The organism is Pseudomonas sp. PVC-5-1 (assembly GCF_057444345.1).
This window is the reverse complement of sequence record NZ_CM172024.1, coordinates 1907316-1932293: the sequence shown is the minus strand read 5'-3', so window position 1 is coordinate 1932293 and position 24978 is coordinate 1907316. Positions and strand designations below refer to the sequence as shown.

24 protein-coding genes are annotated in these 24978 nt (G+C 64.3%); 10 read left to right on the top strand and 14 right to left on the bottom strand.

What is annotated here, in order from left to right:
* Positions 1-26: 26 nt before the first annotated feature.
* A complete protein-coding gene (locus AC2T3R_RS08785) occupies positions 27-1145 on the top strand; it encodes a DUF3182 family protein (protein WP_486744943.1) in 1119 nt (372 codons plus the stop codon).
* Positions 1129-1899, top strand: a complete 771-nt coding sequence (locus tag AC2T3R_RS08780) for an alpha/beta hydrolase family protein (RefSeq protein WP_054572859.1) — start codon at positions 1129-1131, stop codon at positions 1897-1899. The genes AC2T3R_RS08785 and AC2T3R_RS08780 overlap by 17 nt, the downstream gene beginning before the upstream one ends.
* Here AC2T3R_RS08780 and AC2T3R_RS08775 read toward each other — a convergent pair.
* Both AC2T3R_RS08775 and AC2T3R_RS08770 read right to left on the bottom strand, forming a co-directional pair.
* Positions 1878-2258: an antibiotic biosynthesis monooxygenase gene (locus AC2T3R_RS08775; RefSeq protein ID WP_013971845.1), complete on the bottom strand. Its 381-nt coding sequence runs from the start codon at positions 2256-2258 to the stop codon at positions 1878-1880. The two genes, AC2T3R_RS08780 and AC2T3R_RS08775, sit on opposite strands and share 22 nt — an antisense overlap.
* 106 nt (positions 2259-2364) lie before the next feature.
* A complete protein-coding gene (locus tag AC2T3R_RS08770; protein ID WP_486744941.1) occupies positions 2365-3348 on the bottom strand; it encodes a GlxA family transcriptional regulator in 984 nt (327 codons plus the stop codon).
* Between the two features lie 82 nt (positions 3349-3430).
* Here AC2T3R_RS08770 and AC2T3R_RS08765 point away from each other — a divergent pair, with 82 nt between their 5' ends.
* Positions 3431-3979 (top strand): cysteine hydrolase family protein, encoded by a 549-nt coding sequence (locus AC2T3R_RS08765; protein ID WP_397462210.1) that lies wholly within the window; start codon positions 3431-3433, stop codon positions 3977-3979.
* A gap of 125 nt (positions 3980-4104) precedes the next feature.
* Here the strand turns inward: AC2T3R_RS08765 and AC2T3R_RS08760 are convergent, their stop codons facing one another.
* Positions 4105-4668 carry a helix-turn-helix domain-containing protein gene (locus AC2T3R_RS08760; RefSeq protein ID WP_397462211.1) on the bottom strand — a complete coding sequence of 188 codons (564 nt, stop codon included), beginning with the start codon at positions 4666-4668 and terminating at the stop codon, positions 4105-4107.
* Positions 4669-4751: 83 nt separating this feature from the next.
* Here AC2T3R_RS08760 and AC2T3R_RS08755 point away from each other — a divergent pair, with 83 nt between their 5' ends.
* The 7 genes from AC2T3R_RS08755 (at position 4752) to AC2T3R_RS08725 (ending at position 11910) form a co-directional block, all read left to right on the top strand.
* Positions 4752-5702 carry a DMT family transporter gene (locus tag AC2T3R_RS08755; protein ID WP_486744940.1) on the top strand — a complete coding sequence of 317 codons (951 nt, stop codon included), beginning with the start codon at positions 4752-4754 and terminating at the stop codon, positions 5700-5702.
* A gap of 150 nt (positions 5703-5852) precedes the next feature.
* Entirely contained in the window at positions 5853-8768 is a 2916-nt protein-coding gene (locus AC2T3R_RS08750) for a monovalent cation/H+ antiporter subunit A (RefSeq protein WP_085593376.1), read from the top strand.
* A complete protein-coding gene (locus tag AC2T3R_RS08745; RefSeq protein ID WP_013971840.1) occupies positions 8768-9112 on the top strand; it encodes a Na+/H+ antiporter subunit C in 345 nt (114 codons plus the stop codon). Before AC2T3R_RS08750 ends, AC2T3R_RS08745 begins: the two co-directional genes overlap by 1 nt.
* On the top strand, positions 9109-10788 hold the full coding sequence (locus AC2T3R_RS08740) for a monovalent cation/H+ antiporter subunit D (RefSeq protein WP_410953720.1): 1680 nt from the start codon (positions 9109-9111) through the stop codon (positions 10786-10788). Before AC2T3R_RS08745 ends, AC2T3R_RS08740 begins: the two co-directional genes overlap by 4 nt.
* Positions 10785-11273, top strand: a complete 489-nt coding sequence (locus tag AC2T3R_RS08735) for a Na+/H+ antiporter subunit E (protein ID WP_410953721.1) — start codon at positions 10785-10787, stop codon at positions 11271-11273. The genes AC2T3R_RS08740 and AC2T3R_RS08735 overlap by 4 nt, the downstream gene beginning before the upstream one ends.
* Positions 11270-11548, top strand: coding sequence for a K+/H+ antiporter subunit F (locus AC2T3R_RS08730; RefSeq protein WP_003259015.1), 279 nt, complete (start codon positions 11270-11272; stop codon positions 11546-11548). The genes AC2T3R_RS08735 and AC2T3R_RS08730 overlap by 4 nt, the downstream gene beginning before the upstream one ends.
* A complete protein-coding gene (locus AC2T3R_RS08725; protein WP_003259017.1) occupies positions 11545-11910 on the top strand; it encodes a Na+/H+ antiporter subunit G in 366 nt (121 codons plus the stop codon). Before AC2T3R_RS08730 ends, AC2T3R_RS08725 begins: the two co-directional genes overlap by 4 nt.
* 12 nt (positions 11911-11922) lie before the next feature.
* Here the strand turns inward: AC2T3R_RS08725 and AC2T3R_RS08720 are convergent, their stop codons facing one another.
* The 11 genes from AC2T3R_RS08720 to AC2T3R_RS08670 form a co-directional block, all read right to left on the bottom strand.
* A complete protein-coding gene (locus tag AC2T3R_RS08720; RefSeq protein WP_003259019.1) occupies positions 11923-12135 on the bottom strand; it encodes a hypothetical protein in 213 nt (70 codons plus the stop codon).
* The gene (locus tag AC2T3R_RS08715; RefSeq protein ID WP_003259020.1) at positions 12132-12602 is read right to left on the bottom strand and encodes a hypothetical protein; all 471 of its coding nucleotides are present in this window, start codon (positions 12600-12602) and stop codon (positions 12132-12134) included. The genes AC2T3R_RS08720 and AC2T3R_RS08715 overlap by 4 nt, the downstream gene beginning before the upstream one ends.
* Before the next feature lie 410 nt (positions 12603-13012).
* On the bottom strand, positions 13013-13204 hold the full coding sequence (locus tag AC2T3R_RS08710; RefSeq protein ID WP_024086603.1) for a hypothetical protein: 192 nt from the start codon (positions 13202-13204) through the stop codon (positions 13013-13015).
* Between the two features lie 178 nt (positions 13205-13382).
* A complete protein-coding gene (locus tag AC2T3R_RS08705; protein WP_003259022.1) occupies positions 13383-13787 on the bottom strand; it encodes a TraR/DksA family transcriptional regulator in 405 nt (134 codons plus the stop codon).
* An 8-nt stretch (positions 13788-13795) separates the two neighbouring features.
* On the bottom strand, positions 13796-14140 hold the full coding sequence (locus AC2T3R_RS08700; RefSeq protein ID WP_486744939.1) for a hypothetical protein: 345 nt from the start codon (positions 14138-14140) through the stop codon (positions 13796-13798).
* Positions 14141-14787: 647 nt separating this feature from the next.
* Positions 14788-15561, bottom strand: a complete 774-nt coding sequence (locus AC2T3R_RS08695; protein ID WP_013971834.1) for an enoyl-CoA hydratase — start codon at positions 15559-15561, stop codon at positions 14788-14790.
* A gap of 13 nt (positions 15562-15574) precedes the next feature.
* Positions 15575-16702: an acyl-CoA dehydrogenase gene (locus AC2T3R_RS08690; RefSeq protein WP_013971833.1), complete on the bottom strand. Its 1128-nt coding sequence runs from the start codon at positions 16700-16702 to the stop codon at positions 15575-15577.
* 8 nt (positions 16703-16710) lie between these two features.
* Positions 16711-17904: an acetyl-CoA C-acyltransferase gene (locus AC2T3R_RS08685; protein WP_024086601.1), complete on the bottom strand. Its 1194-nt coding sequence runs from the start codon at positions 17902-17904 to the stop codon at positions 16711-16713.
* A gap of 11 nt (positions 17905-17915) precedes the next feature.
* A complete protein-coding gene (locus AC2T3R_RS08680) occupies positions 17916-18683 on the bottom strand; it encodes an SDR family NAD(P)-dependent oxidoreductase (protein ID WP_144171974.1) in 768 nt (255 codons plus the stop codon).
* 12 nt (positions 18684-18695) lie between these two features.
* Entirely contained in the window at positions 18696-20342 is a 1647-nt protein-coding gene (locus AC2T3R_RS08675; protein ID WP_410952522.1) for an acyl-CoA synthetase, read from the bottom strand.
* 122 nt (positions 20343-20464) lie between these two features.
* Complete coding sequence (locus tag AC2T3R_RS08670; protein WP_410952523.1) at positions 20465-24895, bottom strand: dermonecrotic toxin domain-containing protein; 4431 nt, start codon at positions 24893-24895, stop codon at positions 20465-20467.
* Between the last annotated feature and the right edge of the window lie 83 nt (positions 24896-24978).

Here is a 24978-nt window from a genome sequence, read left to right as displayed (position 1 = left end):
TCAGTACATTCATTGCACACAGGCAAATGACCATGCCCAACGCCTGCGCCCCTAAAAGCGGCGTGGTGCTGCTCGACACCCGCGCGCACACCCCCGACCACGAGCATGCCGTGCACCTGAAGCTTGCCGATGGCCTGGCACGCCTTCTGGGCTGCCCGCACGTGCAACCCAGCCAGCCACCAAGCGCCACCGACGGCTACTACTACCTGCCCACCGAAACCCTGGTCGATCCCGAACGCCATGCCGCCCTCGGCATCTGCAGCGAACAGGACCTTTTCGGTGGCCTGGTCGCACACCCCTACATGGCGACCAAGGCGATTTCCCACCCGCTGCCGGCCGGGGCCAGTTTCCCGCCGGGCTGGACCGATGCCTTCGCACGGCAAGCCTGCGACGCCCTGCTGCGCGGCTACACCGTATTCAGCAAGGCCGATGCACGGACCGCCGCACAGCTGTTACTGACGGACGGCCAGTTGCGAATCAAGCCGGTACTGGCCTGCGCAGGCCGTGGGCAACAGGTCATAACCACGGCGGATGAGCTGGAACCGCTGCTGGCCGGCATGGATGACCAGGACCTTGCGCTATGGGGGTTGGTGCTCGAGGAAGACCTGAGCGAAGTGCAAACATTCAGCGTTGGCCAGGTACGTGTCGCCGGCCTGACCTGCAGCTATCACGGCACCCAGCAACTTACCCGCGACCATCAGGGCACGGAAGTGTATGGTGGCTCCGACCTGGTAGTGGTACGCGGTGACTACCAGGCACTGCTGCAACTGCCGCTGGACGAGCCGCTGCGCCTGGCCATCAACCAGGCGATGGCCTACGAACAGGCCGCCGAGCAGCACTTCCCCGGCTTCATCGCCTCGCGGCGCAACTACGACATTGCCCGCGGCGTGAACCCACAGGGCCACCTGCGCAGCGGCGTACTCGAGCAATCCTGGCGCCTGGGCGGTGCCAGCAGTGCCGAACTGCTGGCCTTGCAGGCGTTCGCCGACGACCCGGCATTGCAACGGGTACGTGCCTCCACCCATGAAGTGTTCGGCACCCCCGAACTACCCACTGACGCCACCCTCTTTTACCAAGGAAACGACAGTGAACTCGGACAACTCAGCAAATTTGCGCGGATTCGCGAACATGACCATTCAAAGTGAAACCGTTGAACTGCAGGTCGAGGATGACAGCATCGTCGGCACCTTGGTCAGCCCCGGCAGCAAGATGCCGGGCATTCTCTTCGTCCACGGCTGGGGTGGCAGCCAGCAACGCGACCTCGCCCGCGCCCGGCATATCACCGGGCTGGGCTGCGTATGCATGACCTTCGACCTGCGCGGCCACGAAAAAACCGAAAGCCAACGGCTGACGGTAACCCGCGAACAGAACCTGACCGACCTGCTGGTGGCCTACGACCGGCTGGCAAGCCACCCAGCCGTCGACACCAGTGCCATCGCCATCATCGGTAGCAGCTATGGCGGCTACCTGGCTACGTTGCTGACCCGTGAGCGGCCGGTCAAATGGTTGGCCCTCAGGGTACCCGCGATGTACTGGGACGACGAATGGAACCTCCCCAAGCAAACCCTCGACCGGCAACGGCTGAACGCCTATCGCCAGCGCCTGCTCGGCCCGGCAGACAACCGCGCACTGGCAGCCTGTGCCGAGTTCGGTGGCGATGTACTGCTGGTCGAGTCCGAGCAGGACGACTACGTGCCCCACAGCACCTTGATGAGTTACCGCTCGGCATTTGTCAGCGCCCATTCACTCACCCACCGCATCGTCGACGGTGCCGACCACGCGCTGTCCAGCGAAGAGAGCCAGAAAGCCTACAGTTCGATCCTGGCGGCATGGGTCAGCGAAATGGTCATTGGCGCCCGCCTGGATCGCTACCCGCACTACGCGCCCTGGTATGCCTGAGGCTCACCCACCTGGCAATGCAGGCCGCCATCGGCACCGCGCACCAGGCTGCGCAGCGTCTGGTAGGCAGCAAAGTTGACGCCACGCGCCTGGTACTGGCCAAGCAGGTCGAGAAAAGGTTCCCCGACGAAATATACGGCCGCCGCTGCCCACGCCTGGCGGGACTGCCATTGCAGGTACTGCAGCACCCGGCTGCCATCGTCGCTGGCCTGAATACTGACGCCCTGCAGCCCTTCGCAACGCGCGGCCAGCTCTTCGCTGCGCGCCACCAGCGCTTGGGCCAACGCCTGCTGGAACTTGCCAGGCACTTCATATTCGATCATCTGGGTAAACCACAGGGCATGGGATGTTGCCGTCATGAACGGTCTCCTGGTGACGGACGCCTACAGCGCGATGCAGAGCAGGGTAAAACCTCAAGTTATGTCAAGGTCAAGCGGTTTTCCGCACCGGGAACGCCCCCGCGCCCTAACCCGATACCGCGAAGCGCCGCCGGTAATCACTCGGGGTCAGGCCGGTTATGCGCTGAAACACCTTGCGAAACGCACCCGGGTCCTGGTAACCGACGCCCCAGGCGATCTGCTCGACATTGCGCCGGGTGAACTCCAGCAAGCGGCACGCACGCCCCACCCTCACCTGCTGGCAGTACTCGGTCGGCCGTAGCCCCGTGGCAGCACGAAAACGCCGCAGGAAAGTGCGTTCCTCCAGCCCCGCGCATGCGGCCATGCTGGCCAGGTCGGCATCCTGCCCACCGTTGCCCTGCAACCAGTGCTGCACTTTCAGCACTGCTTCATCACCATGGTCCAGGCGTGGGTTGAACACTGCACCGGGCAGTGGCGCCGCGACCGGGTCGACCGCCAGGTAGCGGGCAGTTTCCCGCGCCACCGTCGCGCCCATGAAGCGCTCCAGCAAGCGCAAGCCCAGGTCGGTCCAGGCCATCAGCCCGGCCGAGGTGACGATGTCGCCATCGTCCAGCAACGGCTGCTGGGCCTCGACCCGCACCTTGGGAAAACGCTGGGCAAGCGAATGCACGTAGTTCCAGTGGGTACAGGCCGGGCGCCCGTCGAGCAGACCACTGGCGGCGATGAAGAACACCCCGATGCACACCGATGCCAGCACCGTGCCGTGCCCGTGCAACTGGCACAACGACGCGCGATGGCGCTCAAGCAGCTCACCCTGTGGTGCCGACTCCAGGCTTGGTGGAATGATCAGCACCCGCAGATCGGCAACGGCGGCAGGCGGGCTCTCAGGGGCAAGCTGCAACCGCCCTGCCTCGTCTGCCTGCCAAAAGCTGATACGCACCGATGGCAACTCGACAGCACCCAGTTCGGCAACCACCCGGTTGGCTACCAGGAAAAGGTCGGCCAGCCCATGCACGGCAGCACGCTGCGCGCCGGGGTACAGCAGCAGGCCGATGTCCAGGCTGGCGAGGTTGTCAGTTTTTGCCTGCATAGTGTCGTTCGCGCCAATCCTCAGGTCAGTGCACACAGCCTATAACTAACGTCATCCAACGACTACTGCCACAGGAGGCAGCATGAGCAAGCAGGCGCTTATCATCATCGACATCCAGAACGACTACTTCCCCGGCGGCAAATGGACCCTCGATGGTGCCGAGCAGGCGGCCGACAATGCTGCCCGCCTGCTGGCGGCGGCGCGTCAACGGGGCGACCTGGTGGTGCATGTGCGGCATGAGTTCGACAGCGCCGATGCGCCGTTCTTCGCGCCAGGTTCGCAGGGCGCGGCGATCCATGCCAAGGTAGAGCCTCGGGCCGATGAGCCGGTGGTGCTCAAGCACAAGGTCAACGCCTTCCTCGGTACCGACCTTGAGCACACGCTGGACCGGCATGGCGTCGAGGCCCTGACCATCGTCGGCAGCATGAGTCACATGTGCATCGACGCCGCCACCCGTGCCGCGGCCGACCTGGGTTATGACGTGACCGTGGCGCACGACGCCTGTGCCACGCTGCCACTGGAGTTCGATGGCAAGCGGGTGCCGGCGGCGCAGGTGCATGATTCGGTGATGGCGGCGTTGGCGTTTGCCTATGCCAAGGTGGTCAGGACCGATGAGTTGCTGAATAGCTGATCAGGCTTGCTCAGCACCTGTGGGAGCGGGCGTGCCCGCGAATCAGGCGACGCGGAGGATGGCACCGGCTCCGCCGGTATTCGCGGGCATGCCCGCTCCCACAGGTGGTGCAGCCCTGCGCGCTCTTAGATCACCACATTGCGCACAAACCGCACCGCAACCGCCCCATCGTTGCGATAGGCATACCGGCAGTTGCTGGGAAACACATGGAACTGCCCGACCTGCAGGCGATGCTCGACCCCTTCGATGATCAGCGTCAGTTGCCCTTGCGCCACATAGATCTGCTCGCTCCAGCCTTCGGCATCAGCCTCGCTGGAATAGCACTCGCCCGGTGCCAGGGTCCATTCCCATAGTTCCACCTCGCGCCGCGCCACGCTGCTGCCCAACAGCACCGCCCGGCTCTGCGGGTGCTCGCCGGCCCAGGCCAACTCTTCGATGCGCCCGGGGTCGCGCTGGTCAGGTGCCTGGATCAGGGTACTGAAAGCCACGCCCAAGGCCTCGGCAATCAGGTCGAGAGTAGTCAGGCTGACATTCTTCTCGCCCGCCTCGATCGCCACCAGCATGCGCCGGCTGACCCCGGAACGCTCCGCCAACGCCGTCTGGCTCATACCCGCGGCGTTGCGCAGGCTGCGTACATTGAGGCTGACATGTTGCAGCACCGATGCCCGGTGCGAGGAATCTCTGTGCACTATATTGCTCACTGGTAGGTATTGCGCAGTATACTGCCCACTTTGCGGCGATTGTGCGCCGCCCCCTCCGAGTGCGCAAGACCATGAGCCAGCCCAGCAGCAAACCGACCCCCGCCATTACCTTTCGCCTGAGCAAGGCCGAACTGGTGCTGGTATTCATCACCATGCTGTGGGGCGGCACCTTCCTGCTGGTACACAACGTGATGAGCGTCAGCGGCCCGATGTTCTTCGTCGGCCTGCGCTTCGCTGCAGCCGCGCTGTTCGTCGGGGTGGTCTCGGCGCGGGCGCTGCCCGGGCTGACCTTCACCGAACTGAAGGCCGGCATGCTGATCGGCGTGTCGATCATGCTCGGCTACGGCCTGCAGACCATGGGCCTGCAAACCATCAGCAGCAGCCAGTCAGCGTTCATTACCGCGCTGTACGTGCCATTCGTGCCACTGCTGCAATGGCTGGTACTGGGCCGGCGCCCCGGCCTGATGCCCAGCATCGGTATCGGCCTGGCGTTCATCGGCCTGATGCTGCTGGCCGGGCCGGAAGGGGGCAGCCTGAACTTCAGCGAAGGCGAGCTGGTAACCCTGGTCAGCGCCGTGGCCATTGCCGGCGAAATCATCCTGATCAGCCGCTACGCCGGGCAGGTCGATGTGCGCCGGGTCACCGTGGTGCAGCTGGCGACCGCCTCGCTGCTGGCGTTCCTGATGATCGTGCCGACCCAGGAGCGCATACCCGATTTTTCCTGGCTGCTGCTGACCAGTGCCGTGGGCCTGGGCGCCATGAGCGCGGTGATCCAGGTAGCCATGAACTGGGCGCAGAAGTCGGTCTCGCCCACCCGCGCCACCCTCATCTATGCCGGCGAACCAGTATGGGCCGGGATCGTCGGGCGCATCGCCGGTGAGCGCCTGCCGGGCGTGGCACTGCTCGGCGGCCTGCTGATCGTGATCGCGGTGGTGGTCAGCGAACTAAAGGTGCGCCGCCCGCGCGAGGTGGCCGAATCGCGGGAAGTGACGGATGAAGGTGAACGCCAGGCTGGCCTGTAAAGCCGCCAACTGCGGCTATGCTTTGTAAGAATCTGTTATAAAAAAACAGCTTGTCACAGCCTGTTTGTAGGATTCTGCGACAGCTTGCGTGTTGGTGATCAATCCCTCGGCACGTATGATTCTTTGCAAACTTCTCCAGAATAGAACGCTATGTCATTGATAGTGCTATTGCTTCTGCCGTTCGTGGGCAGTTGCCTGGCAGCAGTGCTGCCGCACAACGCACGTAACGCGGAGTCCATTCTCGCCGGGCTCGTGGCCCTGGTCGGCACTGTCCAGGTAGCACTGCTGTACCCTCAGGTTGCCCACGGTGGCGTGATTCGCGAAGAGTTCCTCTGGCTGCCCAGCCTGGGGTTGAACCTGGTGCTGCGCATGGACGGCTTCGCCTGGCTGTTCTCGCTGCTGGTGCTGGGCATCGGTACGCTGGTTTCGCTGTATGCCCGCTACTACATGTCGCCACAAGACCCGGTGCCGCGCTTCTTCGCTTTCTTCCTCGCCTTCATGGGCGCCATGCTCGGCCTGGTGATCTCCGGCAACCTGATCCAGCTGGTGTTCTTCTGGGAACTCACCAGCCTGTTCTCGTTCCTGCTGATTGGCTACTGGCACCACCGTGCCGACGCCCGCCGCGGCGCCTACATGGCGCTGATGGTCACGGGCGCGGGCGGCTTGTGCCTGCTGGTGGGTGCCCTGCTGCTCGGCCATGTGGTCGGCAGCTACGATCTGGACAAGGTCCTGGCTGCCGGCAACACCATTCGCCAGCATGCGCTGTACCCGGTGCTGCTGCCGCTGATCCTTATCGGCGCCCTGAGCAAGAGCGCACAGTTCCCCTTCCAGTTCTGGCTGCCCCATGCCATGGCAGCGCCCACCCCGGTATCGGCTTATCTGCACTCGGCGACCATGGTCAAGGCCGGGGTGTTCCTGCTGGCGCGCCTGTGGCCGGTGCTGTCGGGCAGCGAAGAGTGGTTCTGGATCGTAGGCGGTGCCGGCGCCCTCACCCTGCTGCTCGGCGCCTTCGCCGCCATGTTCCAGAACGACCTCAAGGGCCTGCTGGCGTACTCGACCATCAGCCACCTGGGCCTGATTACCCTGCTGCTGGGCCTGAACAGCCCGCTGGCCGCCGTCGCAGCGGTGTTCCACATTCTCAACCACGCCACCTTCAAGGCCTCGTTGTTCATGGCCGCCGGCATCATCGACCACGAAAGCGGTACCCGTGACATCCGCCGCCTCAGCGGGTTGATACGCCTGGTGCCATACACCGCCACCCTGGCCATGGTGGCCAGCGCCTCGATGGCCGGCGTGCCGTTGATGAACGGTTTCCTGTCCAAGGAAATGTTCTTCGCCGAAACGGTGTTCATCAGCTCCACTGCCTGGGTCGAGGCCACCCTGCCGGTGATCGCCACCCTGGCCGGCACCTTCAGCGTGGCCTATGCCCTGCGCTTCACCGTCGATGTGTTCTTCGGCCCCACTGCGCAGGACCTCCCGCACACCCCACACGAACCGCCACGCTGGATGCGTGCGCCGGTCGAATTGCTGGTGCTTACCTGCCTGGTGGTGGGCATCTTCCCTGCCCAGTCGGTCGGCCCGCTGCTGGCCGCCGCCGCCCTGCCTGTGGTGGGCGGCACCCTACCGGAATACAGCCTGGCCATCTGGCATGGCTGGAACGCGCCGCTGATCATGAGCCTGGTGGCCATGAGCGGCGGTATCGTGCTTTACCTGCTGCTGCGCAAGCAGCTGCGCCTTGGCCGCTTCCCCTACCCACCGGTGATCGAACGCTTCAATGGCAAGCGCCTGTTCGAACACGGCCAGGTGCAGCTAATGCTGCTGGCGCGGCGCATCGAGCGCCTGCTCACCAGCCGCCGCCTGCAATCGCAGCTGTTCATGCTGGTGCTCGCCGCCTTCCTCGCCGGCCTCACCCCCATGCTCTACAGTGGTCTCAGCTGGGGCGACCGGCCGAAGATTCCGGGCTCGGGCGTGTTTGTCGCGCTGTGGCTGATCGCCATCGCCTGCGCCATCGGCGCTGCCTACCAGGCCAAGTATCACCGTTTGGCGGCGTTGATCATGGTCAGCGTCTGCGGCCTGATGACCTGCATCACCTTCGTCTGGTTCTCCGCGCCCGATCTGGCCCTGACACAGCTAGTAGTGGAAGTGGTCACCACCGTGCTGATCCTGCTCGGCCTGCGCTGGCTGCCGCGGCGAATCGAAGGCGTATCGCCGCTGCCGGGCAGCCTCGAGCGTGCGCGCATGCGTCGCCTGCGCGACCTGCTGCTGGCGGTGCTGGTAGGTGGCGGCATGGCCGTGCTGTCCTACGCCATGCTCACCCGGCCGACGCCGAACGACATTTCCTCGTTCTACCTGAGCCGGGCACTACCCCAGGGCGGTGGCACCAACGTCGTCAATGTCATGCTGGTCGACTTCCGTGGCTTCGATACCCTCGGTGAAATCACCGTGCTTGTGGCCGTGGCGCTGACCGTGTTCGCCCTGCTGCGGCGCTTCCGCCCGCCCAAGGAAAGCATGCAACTGCCGGCGCAACAGCGTCAGCTGGCACCCGACGTGGTCACCGACCTGATCAACCCGCGGCATGCCACCGACACCGCCCTGGGCTTCATGATGGTGCCCGCGGTGCTGGTGCGCTTGCTGCTGCCGATCGCCCTGCTGGTGTCGATGTACCTGTTCATGCGTGGCCACAACCAGCCGGGTGGCGGCTTTGTTGCCGGCCTGGTGATGTCGGTGGCGTTCATCCTGCAGTACATGGTGGCCGGCACCCAGTGGGTCGAGGCGCAGATGAGCCTGCGCCCGCTGCGCTGGATGGGCACCGGGCTGCTGTGCGCAACCCTGACCGGCGCGGGTGCCATGCTGCTGGGCTACCCGTTCCTCACCACCCATACCGCCCACCTGCACCTGCCGTTGCTCGGCGATGTGCACGTGGCCAGCGCGCTGTTCTTCGATGTCGGGGTGTTCACTGTGGTGGTCGGCTCGACCCTGCTGATCCTCACCGCCCTGGCGCACCAATCGGTGCGCGCCTACCGCCCGGGTAACCCGGCGAAAACCAGCCAAGCAGGAGCCGCCTGATGGAAGAAGTGATTGCAGTTGCCATCGGCGTGCTGGCCGCTTCGGGAGTGTGGCTTATCCTGCGCCCGCGAACCTACCAGGTGATCATGGGCCTCTGCCTGCTGTCGTACGGGGTCAACCTGTTCATCTTCAGCATGGGCAGCCTGTTCATCGGCAAGGAACCGATCATCAAGGACGGCGTGCCCCAGGACCTGCTGCACTACACCGACCCGCTGCCGCAGGCCCTGGTGCTCACCGCCATCGTCATCAGCTTCGCCATGACCGCGCTGTTCCTGGTGGTGTTGCTGGCCTCGCGCGGCCTGACCGGTACCGACCACGTGGATGGCCGGGAGCGTGACGAATGAGTGGCATGAGCCAATTGATCATCGCGCCCATCCTGCTGCCCCTGGTTACCGCGGCATTGATGTTGCTGCTGGGCGAGAAACACCGGCAGACAAAGGCCTGGCTGAACCTGCTGTCGACCTTTGCCGGCCTGGCCATCGCGGTCAGCCTGCTGCTGTGGGTGCGCACCCAGGGCCAGGCGGAATCAATCGGTGTCTACCTGCCGGGCAACTGGCCGGCACCGTTCGGCATCGTGCTGGTGGTAGACCACCTGTCGGCCCTGCTGCTGACCCTCACCGGCATCATCGGTTTCAGTGCCCTGCTGTTTGCCCGCGCTCGCTGGGACGGTGCCGGGGCCAGCTTCCACGCACTGTTCCAGATCCAGCTGATGGGCCTGTATGGCGCCTTCCTCACCGCCGACCTGTTCAACCTGTTCGTGTTCTTCGAGGTGCTGCTGGCCGCTTCCTATGGCCTGCTGCTGCATGGCTCGGGCCGCGCCCGGGTGCGTGCCGGCCTGCACTACATTGCCATCAACCTGTTCGCCTCGTCGCTGTTCCTGATCGGCGCAGCGATGCTGTATGGCGTGACCGGCACCCTGAACATGGCCGACCTGGCGCTGAAGATTCCGTTGGTGCCGGAGGCCGACCGTGGCCTGCTGCACGCTGGCGCGGCGATCCTGGCCATGGCCTTCCTGGTCAAGGCCGGCATCTGGCCGCTGAACTTCTGGCTGGTACCGGCCTATGCCTCGGCCAGCGCGCCGGTGGCTGCGCTGTTCGCCATCATGACCAAGGTCGGCCTGTATGCCGTGCTGCGCCTGTGGACTCTGCTGTTCTCAGGGCAGGCCGGGGCCTCGGCGCACTTCGGTGGTGAATGGCTGGTGTACGGTGGCCTTGTCACCCTGGCGGTGGCGGCAGTGTCGATCATGGCCGCGCAGCGCCTGGAGCGCATGGCCGCCCTCAGCATCCTGGTTTCAGCCGGCACCCTGCTCGGCGCCGTCGGTTTTGCGCAATCGGCGCTGACCGGCGCGGCGTTGTTCTATCTGGTCAATTCGACCCTGGCGCTGTGCGCGCTATTCCTGCTCGCCGAACTGGTCGAACGTTCGCGCTCGGCCAACGAAGCACTGCTGGACGACGAAGAAGACGCCATGCCGCCACCGCTGGAATCACTGCACCCGCCCAAGGGTATCAACCTCGACGATGAACAGAAGGTGGTGATCGGCCAGATCATCCCGTGGACCATGGCCTTCCTCGGCCTCAGCTTCATCGCCTGCGCCCTGTTGATCATCGGCATGCCGCCGCTGTCGGGCTTTGTCGGAAAGCTCAACCTGATCAGCGCGCTGTTCAACCCGCAAGGGCTGGGCGTGCCTGCCGAGCAGCCGCTGGGCATGGCGGGTTGGGGCCTGGTGGCATTGCTGGTCCTGTCTGGCATGGCCTCGCTGATCGCCTTCGGCCGCGTCGGCATCCAACGCTTCTGGAAGCCTGAAGAGCGCCCGTCGCCGGTGCTGCGCCGCTATGAATGCCTGCCCATCGTCATCCTGCTCGGCCTGTGCTTCATCCTCAGCTTCAGGGCCGAGCCGCTGCTGCGCTACACCCAGGACACCGCCGCCAGCCTGCAGGCCCCCGACACCTATATCGAAGCCGTGATGGCCGCCCGGCCGATTCCTGGCCCCACCTCGCTCGACGTACAGGTGCAGCCATGAATCGACTGTTCCCGGCACCGCTGTTATCGGTTTCGCTGTTCGCACTGTGGCTGTTGCTGAACCTCTCGGTCAGCCCCGGCAACCTGCTGCTGGCAGCCGCGCTCGGCGTGCTGGCGCCGCTGCTGATGGCACCGCTGCGCCCGCAGCATGCCCATGTGCGGCGCCCACTGGCCATCGCCCGGCTGATTGGCCGGGTCGGCATCGATGTGATCATGTCCAACCTGATGGTTGCCCGTGGCGTGCTGCGCGCCGGCAAGCAGCCGCCACGCTCGGCGTTCGTGCACATCCCGCTGGCCCTGCGCGACCCGCATGGACTGGCGGCGTTGTCGATGATTACCACGGTGGTGCCCGGCACGGTCTGGTCCGAGCTGGCTCTGGACCGCAGCGTGTTGCTGCTGCATGTGTTCGACCTGGACGATGAGGCGGCTTTCATCCAGCACTTCAAGGACACCTACGAACGCCCGCTGATGGAGATTTTCCAATGACAGGCCTGCTCGCCAATGCTGTCCTCGCCAGCCTGTTCATCTTCGCCCTGGCCATGGCCCTGGCACTAATCCGGCTGTTCCGCGGCCCGTCCGCCCAGGACCGGGTGCTGGCGCTGGACTACCTGTACATCCTGGCCATGCTGACCATGCTGGTGCTGGGAATCCGTTATGCCAGTGACACCTACTTCGAAGGTGCCCTGCTGATTGCGCTGTTCGGTTTCGTTGGCTCGTTTGCCCTGGCCAAGTTCCTGCTGCGCGGTGAGGTGATCGAATGACTGAAACCCTGCAACTCCCCTTCTGGCTGGAGCTGGTCACTGCCGCGCTGCTGCTGACCGGCAGCCTGTTCGCCCTGATCGGTGCCGTGGGCCTGTTGCGGCTGAAGGACTACTTCCAGCGGATGCACCCGCCGGCACTGGCTTCGACCATTGGTGCCTGGTGCGTGGCACTGGCTTCGATCATCTACTTTTCCTGGCTCAAGGAAGCCCCGGTGCTGCACGCCTGGCTGATTCCGATCCTGCTGTCGATCACCGTGCCGGTGACCACACTGTTGCTGGCCCGGGCGGCGCTGTTCCGCAAGCGCATGGCGAAAGAGCCGGTCCCTGAAGAAGTCAGCAGCGGCCGCGATCGAGGCAACTGACAGGTCGCCGCCTCACCCTTGGGCCAGGCGCTGCAACTCGCGCCGGACCATGGCCGCATAAGGCGGCGGGCCGAGGCGATACAATTCCCCTGCCACCCAGTTCAACCAGGCGCCTTGCAGTTCTTCGCGCCTGGCCAGCAAACGCTCGGCCTCGGCCACGGCATCCGCCTGGTGCTGCCGATGGAACTCGGCACGCGTGGCAGGCGCGTCGTCACTGTGGGTCATTCACTGGCCTTGAAGGTGGTCAGCTCACCCTTGCGCCATTTGGCAACCTTGCCGGTCACCGCCTTGAGCAACTTGCCCAGGCCTTCCTGCACTTGTTGCTGTGCGGCGAATACCAGCATCACACCGTGGCCTTCACGGAACACGATGCCCTCGCCTTCAGGCACCGACACAAAGGCATAGTCGCCCACGCCATATACGTTCAACTTGATTTCGCGAAAGCGCATTTCCAGTTTGCCGCCTTCGCGGCTGGGCAGCACGGCGGCGCGAAAGTGGTCGCCGACCTTCAGTTCCAAACGCTGCTTGTCATCGACGACCAATGCGCTTTCGGTGTCGATTTCGGCCATGTACAGGCCTTCGGGACTCTGTTCCGTAACATAGACAAAGCGGCCCTGGAACAGCTGGGCCAATTTACCGCGCAAGTCGCCCAAGGCGAACAACGCATGGGTATCAAGAGTGCTGACTGCCAATGAAGTAATCCTCAACCGGTTACAACCCGTCCTCACCCAAAGCTCGGTGAGACACGGCCATTTCTTATCGATAGGCGAAAAGAGTAATAAAGCGATATGCGAAATGTCTGCGCCCGCTGGCGATGCAGCGTGCGGGAATCTTTACTCTGGCTTGCCAGATCTGGCCTCAAATACAGGCTTTCGGCATATTCCCGATTCGGGAAGCGCAATGTCTGACAGCAAAACCGCCAGAAAAAATGCGACAGGCAATGCCAGAGCGCACGTAAGAACGGGCCCTGCAATCCATCAGCGCATTACTGGGGAAAGAATATGCACGAAAACACCGAAATTCGTCGAGAGGCAAAGTACATTTCTTACAAGCGAACGCCCTGAACAACACCCCGTTCGCTTGCCGGCAGCACTCACGGCGCTCAGGCAGCCAGGCCCTTCTTCAACTGCTGCCAGGCCGCCTGGCACTCCAAGGCCTCTTCACGGGTGGCAAATGCGGTACCACGGCGTTCGCCATTGACCAGCACCACCCAGCAGACGCGTTTACCCAGCGCACGCAGTGTGGCGGGCACACCCGAACCAATCATCACGGCTACATCGACCCGGCTATTCATCATTCCCTCCGGAATTTAATTAGCACCCTAACGATAAAGCCATGATACGCCTGCTTATGGCGCGGAAACAGCGCATCCCGGTACAGCAGTGTTACGTGCAGGGCAACAAAACCGCCGCCGGAAAGAAACGCAAAAAGCCCCAGGGATCGCTCCGTGGGGCTTGGCACACCGCGCGGGGTTACACCTGGCGCTGGTGGCGGTCGAGCTGCTCGTGGCGCTCCTGGGCTTCGATGCAGTACTTGGTGGTCGGGCTGATCAGCAGACGCTTCAGGCCGATTGGTTCACCGCTGTCATCACACCAGCCGAAGCTTTCGTCGGCAATACGGTCCAGGGCCATTTCCAGCTGCGGCAGCAGGCGCTGGTCGCGGTCGATGGCATTCACCAGCCAGCTACGCTCTTCTTCGACCGAAGCCACGTCGGCAGGATCCGACGGGGTGTCCAGGCCTTCGATGGTGGCACGGCTCAGCTCGATGCGTTCATGGGTTTCGACTTTCATCGCCTGCAGCAGGCCAGCGAAGAAAGCCAGCTGGTCAGCGTTCATGTAGTCATCGGCCGACATGGCCAGCAACTGTTCCTTGGTCATCGATTTCTCTATGAAAAAATGTGCATTTGGGCGATTCGGGTGCCGCCGACGCCTCGGCATCGGCAGCAGAATTCTTCAAGCGCCAACCGGCACTCTTTTACAGGGGGCGGCAGTCTAAGGCGCCACGTCGCGTGGAGCAACTGCAATCGGGTGCGAATTTGCTTCCGGTGCCCACATTCCGCCAGTCGGCGCACTCTGCTCTGGCTCTGCTCTGGCTCTGCTCTGCTCTGGCTTTGGCTCTTGATCTTGATCTTGATCTTGATCTTGATCTTGATCTTGATCTTGATCTTGATCTTGATCTTCGCGACTTCAGGAGGCCGAGCAGAGGTCTTGCGGAGGGAGGTGACGGGCATGGATGCCCGTCAAGCGCTGAGGCCCCATGGATGGGGCCTGCAGCGCGTACTCCCGGGAGCAAGACCGGCGCGAGGGGACCCCGTAGCGTAGCGGAGGGGCCGGATGATGGGAGCGCAGCGTTTTTTGGTTACTTTTTGTCGCGTTTGACAAAAAGTGACTCGCCGTAAGGGCGAAAAGGTGAGTAACCGTCGCCATCGTAAATGGACTATGCGCGAGATCAAGACCAGTACTTTTCCGCTCTTCGCTCTTCGCTCTTCGCTCTTCGCTCTTCGCTTTCAAGCGTGGGCATCAACAACAAGGTCAACATTCATTCTCGAAGGTGGCGCTTATTCACCTTTCCGCCCTACGGCGGGTCACTTTTTGTCAAACGCGACAAAAAGTAACCAAAAAACGCTGGCTCCTATCATCCGGCCCCTACGCTGCGCTCCGGGGTCCCCTCGCTACGGGCCTGCTCCCGGGAGTACGCGCTGCAGGCCCCATCCATGGGGCCTCAGCGCTTGACGGGCATCCATGCCCGTCACCTCCCTCCGCAGTCCCTTCGCTCGGCCTCCTGAAGTCGCAATCGGCGGCGCCTGAGCTACCGTGCGCTTAGAAGCAAAAGCAACGGCAACGGCAACGGCAACGGCAACGGCTACGCCGATTCCAATCAGCGGTCCTTGAACTGCGCCTCGCGCTTGGCAATGAACGCAGCCATCCCCTCTTTCTGGTCTTCGGTAGCAAACGCCGCATGGAACACCCGCCGCTCGAAGCGCACACCTTCGCTGAGGGTGACTTCGAACGCACGGTTGACGCTCTCCTTGACCATCATGCTCACCGGAATCGACTTGCTGGCAATGGTCGCGGCCACCTTCAGCGCCTCTTCCACCAGCTCCGCCTGCGGCACGATACGCGCCACCAGCCCGGCACGCTCCGCTTCCTCAGCCCCCATCAGGCGACCGGTCAGGCAAAGTTCCATGGCCTTGGCCTTGCCCACCGCGCGGGTCAGGCGCTGGGTGCCGCCCATGCCCGGCAGCACGCCAAGGTTGATTTCCGGCTGGCCGAACCTGGCATTGTCCGCCGCCAGGATGAAGTCACACATCATCGCCAGCTCGCAGCCACCGCCCAGGGCAAAACCGGATACCGCGGCAATGATCGGCTTGCGCCGGTTGGCAATGCGGTCGGAATCGCTGAACAGGTCGTCAACGTAGATTTGCGGGTATTGCAGCTCGGCCATTTCCTTGATGTCGGCACCAGCGGCAAAGGCCTTGGCGGAACCGGTCAGCACCACGCAGCCGATGTTCGGATCGCGCTCGAGCTGGTCCAGGGCCTGGTTGATCTCGCCGACGATCTGCGCGTTCAGCGCGTTCAGCGCCTGCGGGCGGTTGAGGGTGATCAGGCCGACCTTGCCGTGGATATCCAACAGGATGGTTTCGAATGCCATGCAGTCTGCTCCTTCAAAGATTGCGCGCAATGACCATGCGCTGAATGTCGCTGGTGCCTTCGTAGATCTGGCAAACCCGAACGTCGCGGTAGATCCGCTCCAGCGGGAAGTCGCTCAGATAGCCATAACCGCCCAGGGTCTGCAAGGCATCCGAACAGACCTTTTCGGCCATTTCCGAGGCAAACAGCTTGGCCATCGACGCTTCCACAAGCGCCGGGCGCCCGGCATCGCGCAGCGCGGCAGCGTGCAGCACCATCTGCCGGGCCACGGCAATCTTCGTCGCCATGTCGGCCAGGCGGAAGGCCACCGCCTGGTGCTCGATCAGCGCCTTGCCGAAGCTCTGCCGCTCGTTGGCGTAGTCACGCGCCACTTCGAACGCCGCGCGGGCCATGCCCACCGCCTGCGAGGCGATGCCGATACGGCCGCCTTCGAGGTTGGCCAGGGCAATCTTGTAGCCCTCGCCTTCGGCGCCCAGGCGGTTGGCCACCGGCACGCGCACATTGTCGAAAACGATCTGGCAGGTGTCGGAGGCGTGCTGGCCGAGCTTGTCCTCGACCCGCGCCACCTGGTAGCCCGGCGAATCGGTGGGCACGATGAAAGCAGTGATCCCGCGTTTGCCGGCGTCCGGGTCGGTCACGGCGAACACGATCACCACCCCGGCGTTCTGCCCGGAGGTGATGAACTGCTTGCTGCCATTGAGCACGTAGTGGTCGCCATCCAGACGTGCACGGGTCTTCAGGCTGCTGGCGTCGGAGCCTGCCTGCGGTTCGGTCAGGGCGAAGGCGCCGAGCATCGCACCGCTGGCCAACGGGGTGAGGAACTGTTCTTTCTGCTGCTCGCTGCCAAAACGCAGGATCGGCACACAGCCCACCGAGTTGTGCACGCTCATGATGGTCGAGCAGGCGCCGTCACCGGCGGCGATTTCCTCCAGGGCCATGGCATAGGCCACGTAGCCGGTGTCGCTGCCGCCCCACTGCTCCGGCACCAGCATGCCGAACAGGCCCAGCTCGGCCATCTCGTCGATGGCCTCCTTGGGGAAGCGGTGTTCCTTGTCCCATTGCTCGGCAAACGGTTTCAGGCGCTCCTGGGCAAAGGCGCGTACCGCGTCGGCGATCTGTTGTTGCTCGTCAGTTACCAGCATGATTCACCTCAGTACAGGCATTCGACAGCCATGGCCGTGGCCTCGCCACCGCCGATGCAGATGGCCGCCACGCCACGGCGCAGGTTGTTCTGGCGCAGGGCCGACAGCAGGGTCACCAGGATGCGCGCGCCGGAAGCGCCGATCGGGTGGCCGAGGGCGCAGGCGCCGCCATGGATATTGACCTTGTCGTGCGGCAGGTCGAGGTGCTTCATGGCCGCCAGGGTGACCACGGCGAAAGCCTCGTTGATCTCGAACAGGTCGACCTCGGCCAGGTTCCAGCCAGTGCGTTTCATCAGCTTGTCGATGGCACCGATCGGCGCGGTAGGGAACAGTGCCGGGGTGTCGGCAAAAGCGGCGTGGCCGTGGATCACCGCCAGCGGCTTGAGGCCGCGCTTGTCGGCTTCGGAGCGGCGCATCAGCACCAGCGCCGCAGCGCCGTCGGAAATCGAGCTGGAGTTGGCGGCGGTCACCGTGCCGCCTTCGCGGAAGGCCGGCTTGAGCTGCGGGATCTTGTCCAGGCGCGCCTTGGGCGGTTGTTCGTCATCCTTGATGACGCGCTTCTCCTTGCCCTCGGTAACCTCGACCGGCACGATCTCGGCAGCAAAGCGACCACTCTTGATAGCGTCCTGGGCGCGGGTCAGCGAGGCGATGGCGAACTGGTCCTGGGCTTCGCGGCTGAAGGCATTGGCCTGGGCGCAGTCTTCGGCAAAGGTACCCATCAGGCGGCCCTTGTCGTAGGCGTCTTCCAGGCCGTCCATGAACATGTGGTCGATGATCCTGCCGTGGCCCATGCGGTAACCGCCACGGGCCTTGTCCAGCAGGTACGGCGCATTGGTCATGCTTTCCATGCCACCGGCCACCACCACATCGGCGGTACCGGCCAGCAGCAGGTCATGGGCCATGATCGCCGCCTGCATGCCCGAACCGCACATCTTGTTCAAGGTGGTGCAGGTGGTGTGTTTGTCCAGCCCGGCGCCCAGCGCGGCCTGGCGCGCCGGTGCCTGGCCCTGGCCAGCCGGCAGCACGCAGCCGAACAGCACCTGCTCGACACTGGCAGCATCGATGCCGGCACGCTCCACGGCACCACGGATGGCGGCGCTGCCCAGCTGCGGCGCGGTCAGGCTCTTGAGGTCGCCCTGCAGGCCGCCCATGGGCGTGCGCACGGCGCTGACGATAACGATCGGGTCATTGGCGAGGGTCATGTTCGCTCTCCTTACTTGGCAGCCATGCGCAGTGCGCCGTCGAGGCGGATCACCTCGCCGTTGAGCATGCTGTTCTCGATGATGTGGCGGGCCAGCGCGGCGTACTCCTGCGGGCGACCCAGGCGCGGAGGGAATGGCACGCCGGCGGCCAGCGAGGCGCGTACTTCCTCGGTCATGCCGGCCATCATCGGCGTTTCGAAGATGCCCGGGGCGATGGTCATCACACGGATGCCGAAGCGCGCCAGTTCGCGGGCGGTCGGCAGGGTCAGGCTGGCGATGGCGCCCTTGGAAGCAGCGTAGGCCGCCTGGCCGATCTGGCCGTCATAGGCGGCGATGGAGGCGGTGTTGATGATCACCCCGCGCTCGCCCCCCTCATCGGCAGCCCCTTCGGCCATGGCCGCGGCGGCCAGGCGCAGCAGGTTGAAGCTGCCGATCAGGTTGACGTTGATGACCTTGGCAAAGCTGGCAAGGCCATGCGGGCCCTGTTTGCCCAGCACTTTCTCGGCACCGACGATGCCGGCGCAGTTGACCAGCCCGTGCAGGCTGCCAAAGGCGCTGACGGCCGCATCAACCGCCGCCTGGGCGGCCTGCTCGTCACTGATGTCGGCTACCGCGAAGCGGGCATTGTCACCCAGTTCACGGGCCTTGGCTTCTACGGCCTGGGCATTGAGGTCGACCAGCATGACCTTGGCGCCGGCCTCGACCAGCATCTGCGCGGTGGCAGCGCCCAGCCCGGAGGCGGCGCCGCTGACGATGAAGTGTTTGTTGGCTATCTGCATGATCGGTTCCTTTCAGGCGCTGGCAGGGGTGGCCTGTTGCGCTTGTTGTTTGGCGACTTCCTGGTTGCGCAGGATGAAGCGTTGCAGCTTGCCGCTCGGGGTCTTGGGCAGCTCGCTGACGAATTCGATTTCCCTTGGGTAGGCATGGGCGTACAGGCGCTGGCGCACGTGCTGGCGCAAAGCCTCTTCAAGCTCGGCGTTGCCCTGGTAACCGCTTGCCAACACCACGAAGGCCTTGATCAGCTCGGTACGTTCCGGGTCCGGTTTGCCAATCACCGCCGCTTCGATTACCGCTGCGTGCTCGATCAGTGCGCTCTCGACGTCGAACGGGCCGACCCGGTAGCCGGAGGTGGTGATCACATCGTCGCTGCGGCCGACGAAGCTGATGCTGCCGTCCTGGTTCAGTTCGACGGTGTCGCCACTGAGGTAGTACTTGCCGACGAAGGCTTTGGTCGGCAGGCCGTGGTAGCCCGCGAACCAGCACAGCGGCGACTGCTCGCGGTCGACCGCGAGGATGCCCGGCTGGCCGGCGGGCAGTTCGTTGCCCTGCTCGTCCAGCACCACGATGCGGTGGCCGGGGATGGCGAAGCCGGCCGAGCCGAGGTGTACCGGGTGCTGCAGGCCATGGTGGTTGCACAGCACCATGCCCAGTTCGGTCTGCCCGTAGTGGTCATGGATGGTCACGCCCAGTTCGTCGGCGAACCAGCGGATCACTTCCGGGTTGAGCGGTTCGCCGGCACTGCTGACCACCCGCAGGCGGCCCTTGATCGGTGCCGAGAAGTCATCCCCGGCGGCAATCAGCAGGCGGTACGCGGTGGGCGAGCCGGCCAGGTTGGTGATGCCCAGCTTGTCGATCACCCGTGCGCAGCTTTCAACACTGAACGGGCCATCGTAGAAGGTGGTGGCATGGCCCAGCGACAGCGGGCCGGTGACCGCGTAATACAGGCCATAGGCCCAGCCCGGGTCGGCCAGGTTCCAGAAGTTGTCCTCGGGGCGCAGGTCGATGGCATCGCGCATGTAGCCCTGGAACGCGACGATGGCACGCAGCGGCACTTCCAGTGGCTTGGCCGGGCCGGTGGTGCCGGAGGTGAACATCAGCAGGAACGGGTCGTTGCCCGAGCGCATGACCGGCTCGCATTTGTCTGCGGCTTTGTCCAGGCACTGCTGGAAGTCCAGCTCGCCATTGCGGGCATTGACGGTGATGATGGTCGGGCAGGCGTGCACATCGTCCAGCTTGGCGCGGTTGTGGCTGTCGGTAACGACCACCCGGGCGTGGGACTGCTCCAGGCGATGTTCGATGGCCTTGGGGCCGAACGCGGTGAACAGTGGCTGGTACACCGCGCCGAGACGCCAGGTGGCGAGGATGGTGACCAGCAGCTCGGGGGTACGCGGCATCAGGCCGGCAACCCGGTCACCCGCACCCACGCCTTGCGCTTCGAGCACATTGGCGAAACGGGCAGCCAGTGCCTGCAACTGGTCGAAGCTCAACCGCTCGCTGTTGCCCTCGCGGTCTTCCCAGACCAGTGCGGTCTTGCCCTCACCGGCATGGCGGTCGCAACATTCGACACAGGCATTGAGGGCTTCGAGGTTGCCATGCAGCGCCGCCGCAGCGGCCTGGCCATGGTCGAACGCACGAGCGGCCTCGGTGTAATCGCGCATCGTCGGACTCCTGGTTTCTTGTTTTTGGAGTTGAACCATCGGTCCGACGATGTTCGCGCCGCGCTGGCGTCGCGGCAATGGCCTAAGTTGTCAAACTGGATGACCGGTTTGGCCGGTGGCCATCAGCCCGGTGCGCGCTCCAGGCTGATCACGTAGTGCCGGGTCAGCTGCTGTTGCAACGCCAGCCGATCGGCCTGCAGCTGCGCATCCAGTGCCTGTGCCTGGTTCAGATACTGTGCCTCACCCAGTTCATCGCGCCGTACCGCCAGTGCCGCCCGCTGCTCACCGGCGAGCTGCTCCAGGTCGTTGAACGGCTGCGCAAAGTGCTGTTGCACAAAGCGCTGCCAGAACGCGCGCGTGCACAAGTCGGCCACTACATCATCGAGAACGTCCGCCCTTCCCACGGCTGCCTCTGCCGCCTGCAGCCGATGCTCGCTCAACCCTACGGCGGCCGCCCTGAGGCGCATTCTGGCAGGCTGGAACGGCAACCTGAGCCTGGTCCGCAAGCGCACCCTGTAGCGCATTGCCAACGTCGCCAGTACTGCAGGCTCAGCGAAGCCTTCGAGGTTTTGCCGCTCGGCCTCGACATACTCGTCAAGGCGGTCCAGGCGTTGCAAGGCGCGCCCCAATGCCAGCAACCTCGGGCCACGGGATTGGGCGCTATCGCCTGCCGCGTCGCGCTCGGCATGCAGACGCAGCAGTCGGCTGAACAGGTCGATGGCACCGTTGTCATCCATCACCACATCGTCGGCCGCCAGTTGCGCCTGGCGAGCGAACTCGACGTCTGTCTCCAGCATCGACAGGCATTGCCAGCCCATGCGCAGCAGATAAGCCTTGGGCCAGCTGAAGTCCGCCAAGCCTTGCAAAAGCTCCAGCAGATCGAACAGGCGGGCGTTTTCGTCCCGGGTGCTCAGCCGGTCCCAAAGCTCGCCGCGCCCATGGCTGGCGGAGTCGGAACCGACCCACCAGGCTCGGCCGATCTCTTCCTGCGGCTCTTCCAGAAGCGGCTCCAAGGCATACAGCTTGCCGTAATCGGCCATGGTCAGGCGGTTGCCATCAATCAGGATGCGCTGGCGAAACTCCAGCGGCATGGCCAGCACGCCGTCAGGCACACCCCGCAGGAAATTGTCACGCAGGTCGGCTCGTTGCAGGAAGCCACACAGCTCGAGCCCTCTGGGCCACTCGCTGAGCCCGCAGCGGCGCAAATTCAGCTCGATCAGATGAGGCAGGTGATGGAAGCGCATTTCGTACACCCCCAGCGGGCTGTTGTAGCTCAGGTCGAGGTGGCTGAGCAGCGGCAACCCGTTCAGTGCTTCGATGGCATGGGCATCCAGGCGAATGCGGTTATGCCCCAGGCGCAACCGGCGCAGGTTGGTCAGGTAGCCAAGCCCGCGCGGGCAGCGCAACAGCTGGTTGTGGCTCAGGTCCAGCTCCTGCAGGTAGGTGAATGCCCGCAGAAACTCCTCGTTCACCACCCCGATGGTCGTCTCGCTCAGTACCAGGGTGGTTACGTGATAGAAATCGATAGGTGCAGGCATGACCGGCAACGAATCGGTTGGCAAGTCATTCAGGACCAGGCGCAACCCCTGGCGCTTGCCGTCACTGTCGACCTCCACATGGTCGCCAAGCGCCTGCCAGGCACGCAGCAATCGTTCGGCGAACAGCTGGCGTCGCGCCCGCATTGTGTCACTCGCCGCAGCCGACACCCAGCCATTGAGCGCGCGGTTCAACTGCTCAAAATCGTCCTGCAGCGCCAGGAGCGCATCGGCGACCGGCACATTCTGCAGCAGCCAGCGGTCAACTTGCGTTTCCAGCGAATCGCCCAGCCCCGGGAAGAATCGCCTCAGGCCGGCCCGCAGTTGTTCCCTGGGTGTGGTGGGCAGTGCCGCGCGCCCGCTGAGCAGGAAACCGACGCGGCCATCGGCAAGGCGCTGCCCAGGGTTGAACCAACGCTCCGTCGACGCCCAGCCCAGCATGCGGGCTATTTCCTCATGGGTACCCAGGTACGCCATGAGCTTCTCGCGCAGGCGCTCGGCATTGGCGTTCTCGGCCAGGCCCAACCGCCCCAGCAGGTTGCGCGACTTGAGCGCGGCCAGCACGGCCTGGAAAACGTCCGAGGACGCAGGTGGCTGCATCGCGAGTTTTCGGCCTCGCCCGTCGTACAGGGCAAAAACCCCTTGCTCACGCACCAGCACCCGCTGGTCGACCACGTCAGCAACCGAACCGATGCGCTTCAGCTCCACGGCATCGGAAACAGCTTTTCTCAATGCCAGGCTGAACGCATCCATGGCCTCGACATTCAGCAATGCCAACACAAGCATTCCCGTTTCATCGCTATACGCGCTCGGCAGATAAAGCCCTGCCATCGCCCTGCTCACCTTCGCCACCGAGCACAATGACCTGGCCTGGATGGCCAACCTGTGCGACAGCTGCCCACTGTTGACGAACTGCTGACGGGCCTCGTGACTTGCCCCATCGGCCAGATCGCGCGCATAGGGTTCAGGCAACCCCAGCGCCATCAGCGGCTTGAGCAAAGGTTCCGACGATTCTTGCAGGCGTGTCAGCCGAGCGAACAGCAGGTCGCTTGACCTTGGTCGGTCCGCAAGCACTGCGGCACGCCCTTTTTTACTGCCCGGTCGGGCCTCGCACCAGGCCAGCAGCTGCAAGTCCTGATCGGAGACAGTGTCGCGCTCCAGATCGCGAAAGAATGTGTCGATCCGAGCATCGGCATCGAATGCCCTGAGGGTTTCCCGCAAGCTGGCGGGCGTTCGCCGGTTTTCCACCAGCAGGCCGCGCAGCTCGTCCTCATCGATGCCGGCCATGCGCAAGATCTGCTGCGCCTGCTGGCTATCGAAAGGTTGATTGCGCGGCCAAAGGGTATCGAGCATTTTCGCAGGGTCGCGCCAGCGCTGCGGCTCATCGTGCATCAGGCGCCAGCCACGTTCGCCATTGTGCAGCACGACCGGGCCATACGCCTCTTCGCGACCGGGATGGCGCAGACGCCAGGGACCATCGGGGTCAGGCCGGTGAACCTCGTAGAAGACTCCGTCGGCCTTTATCCAGCGGCGCCCTCCATCGGCATAGGCACCGTCCGCGCCCAAGGTGACCGTTCCAGGTGTCGAGGCAAAGACCGCCAAGTCACCGGCCCACAAGCGCCCCGCCCCATTGGCGAGCCTTACCGGCTCCAGCGCCGCGACGAACGCGCTGCGCACGAAGGTGACGCCCGCCACCGTCGCGGCGGTGCCCGCCAGTATCTCGGCAACGCCCAGCATGTGCTCCAGCGCCTCGTGCTGATGGCCTCGCAACCAGTCCTGCGTGCCCTCGAAAACCTCCGAGAGGGTGTGGGCCACCAGTTGCCCGAGCAGCAAGCCACCCACCACCGGAATGAACAGGCCAGCGAGGTTGAGCACATCGAGGCCGGCGGCCTTCCACGCCTCATGCCGTTCACGCGACGCAGCTTCATCGGCATCGGCGGTCGGCACCAGCAACAGGCGGCCATCCTGCTTCACCCGGTTTGTCTGCTGTGCAGCCAGCGCCTGGAAAATGTCATGCTGCGGCACGCTGCCATCGAGCTCCAGGTCCGGCTGGTCATCCTCCAGTCGGGCCCGCAGCTTGTGCATGAACCCGGCACGCTGATCCAGGCCGATCAACTGGCTGAATGACTGGCGATAGGGTTCATGGCGCAGCTCGGCCACCAGCGCGCGGTTGATCGAGGCATGGCTGTCGAAGTGTCGCAACGCCTGTACCGGGTCACTGGGCAGGTAGAGCACGCCGCCCTGCGTTTGCCCATGTCTGTCGCGAAGTTGAATCCACACACCATCTGCCACTGGGCAACCGAGGGCTTCGAGCAGGCCCGGGTGGCCCGTGAGGCTGGCAGATCGCCGATCCGCGGGTTTATCCACCAGGGCGTGCAATGCCTCCTTGACCGGCTCGGTAATCTCGCCTTTCAGCGCGGCAACCTGCACGGCCAGGCGCAGCCCGGAGCGTTTGTCTTCACACAAGATGCGCTGTGCCGCGGCATCGAATGTGCGGTCCAGTTCCTGCTGGTACAGGCGCCCGGCATCGAGCTTGCGGCACGCCTCGACCAGTTCATCGGTGCCTCGCGAAAGTACCCGTTCCTGCCCCGGCGCGACCAACCCGGTTCCCAGGTAGAAATCGTTGCTGACGGCAAAGTTGCGCATCAGGCGGAGCAAGCCGTTTTCACGCCGTTGCCCGTAAGTGGGAAATGGCGGCTCTGCGCCGGGCGTGGACGAAAAACGATGGGAAACCTCCAGCCACTCCAACTGCCAGAACGCTACGTCGCCCGGCAGCGGCTCGCGCAACAAACTGGCGAATTGCCGTTCGGCGAACTGCTGCGGTGACGGCAACGCCAGGGTGATCCCGCGCAACCGGGCCTGGGTGGCATGATGGGCTTCCAGGCTTTCGCGCAAGGTGCGTATCTGGCTTTGCGTGGCCTGTTTGAGCCAGGCAGGCAACCGGTCACCGATGAAACCGTCGTGCAAGTGGCTGGAAGACGCAGAGGCGGGCTGTGGGGCGTGTGGTTCGCGGGTCATGGCAGGTCCCTGGATGACTGTCGAAAGCCACGCATGGTGTGCAACCTGCCGGTGCTTGCGCAGAGGGAACCCCTGCAGTAGAA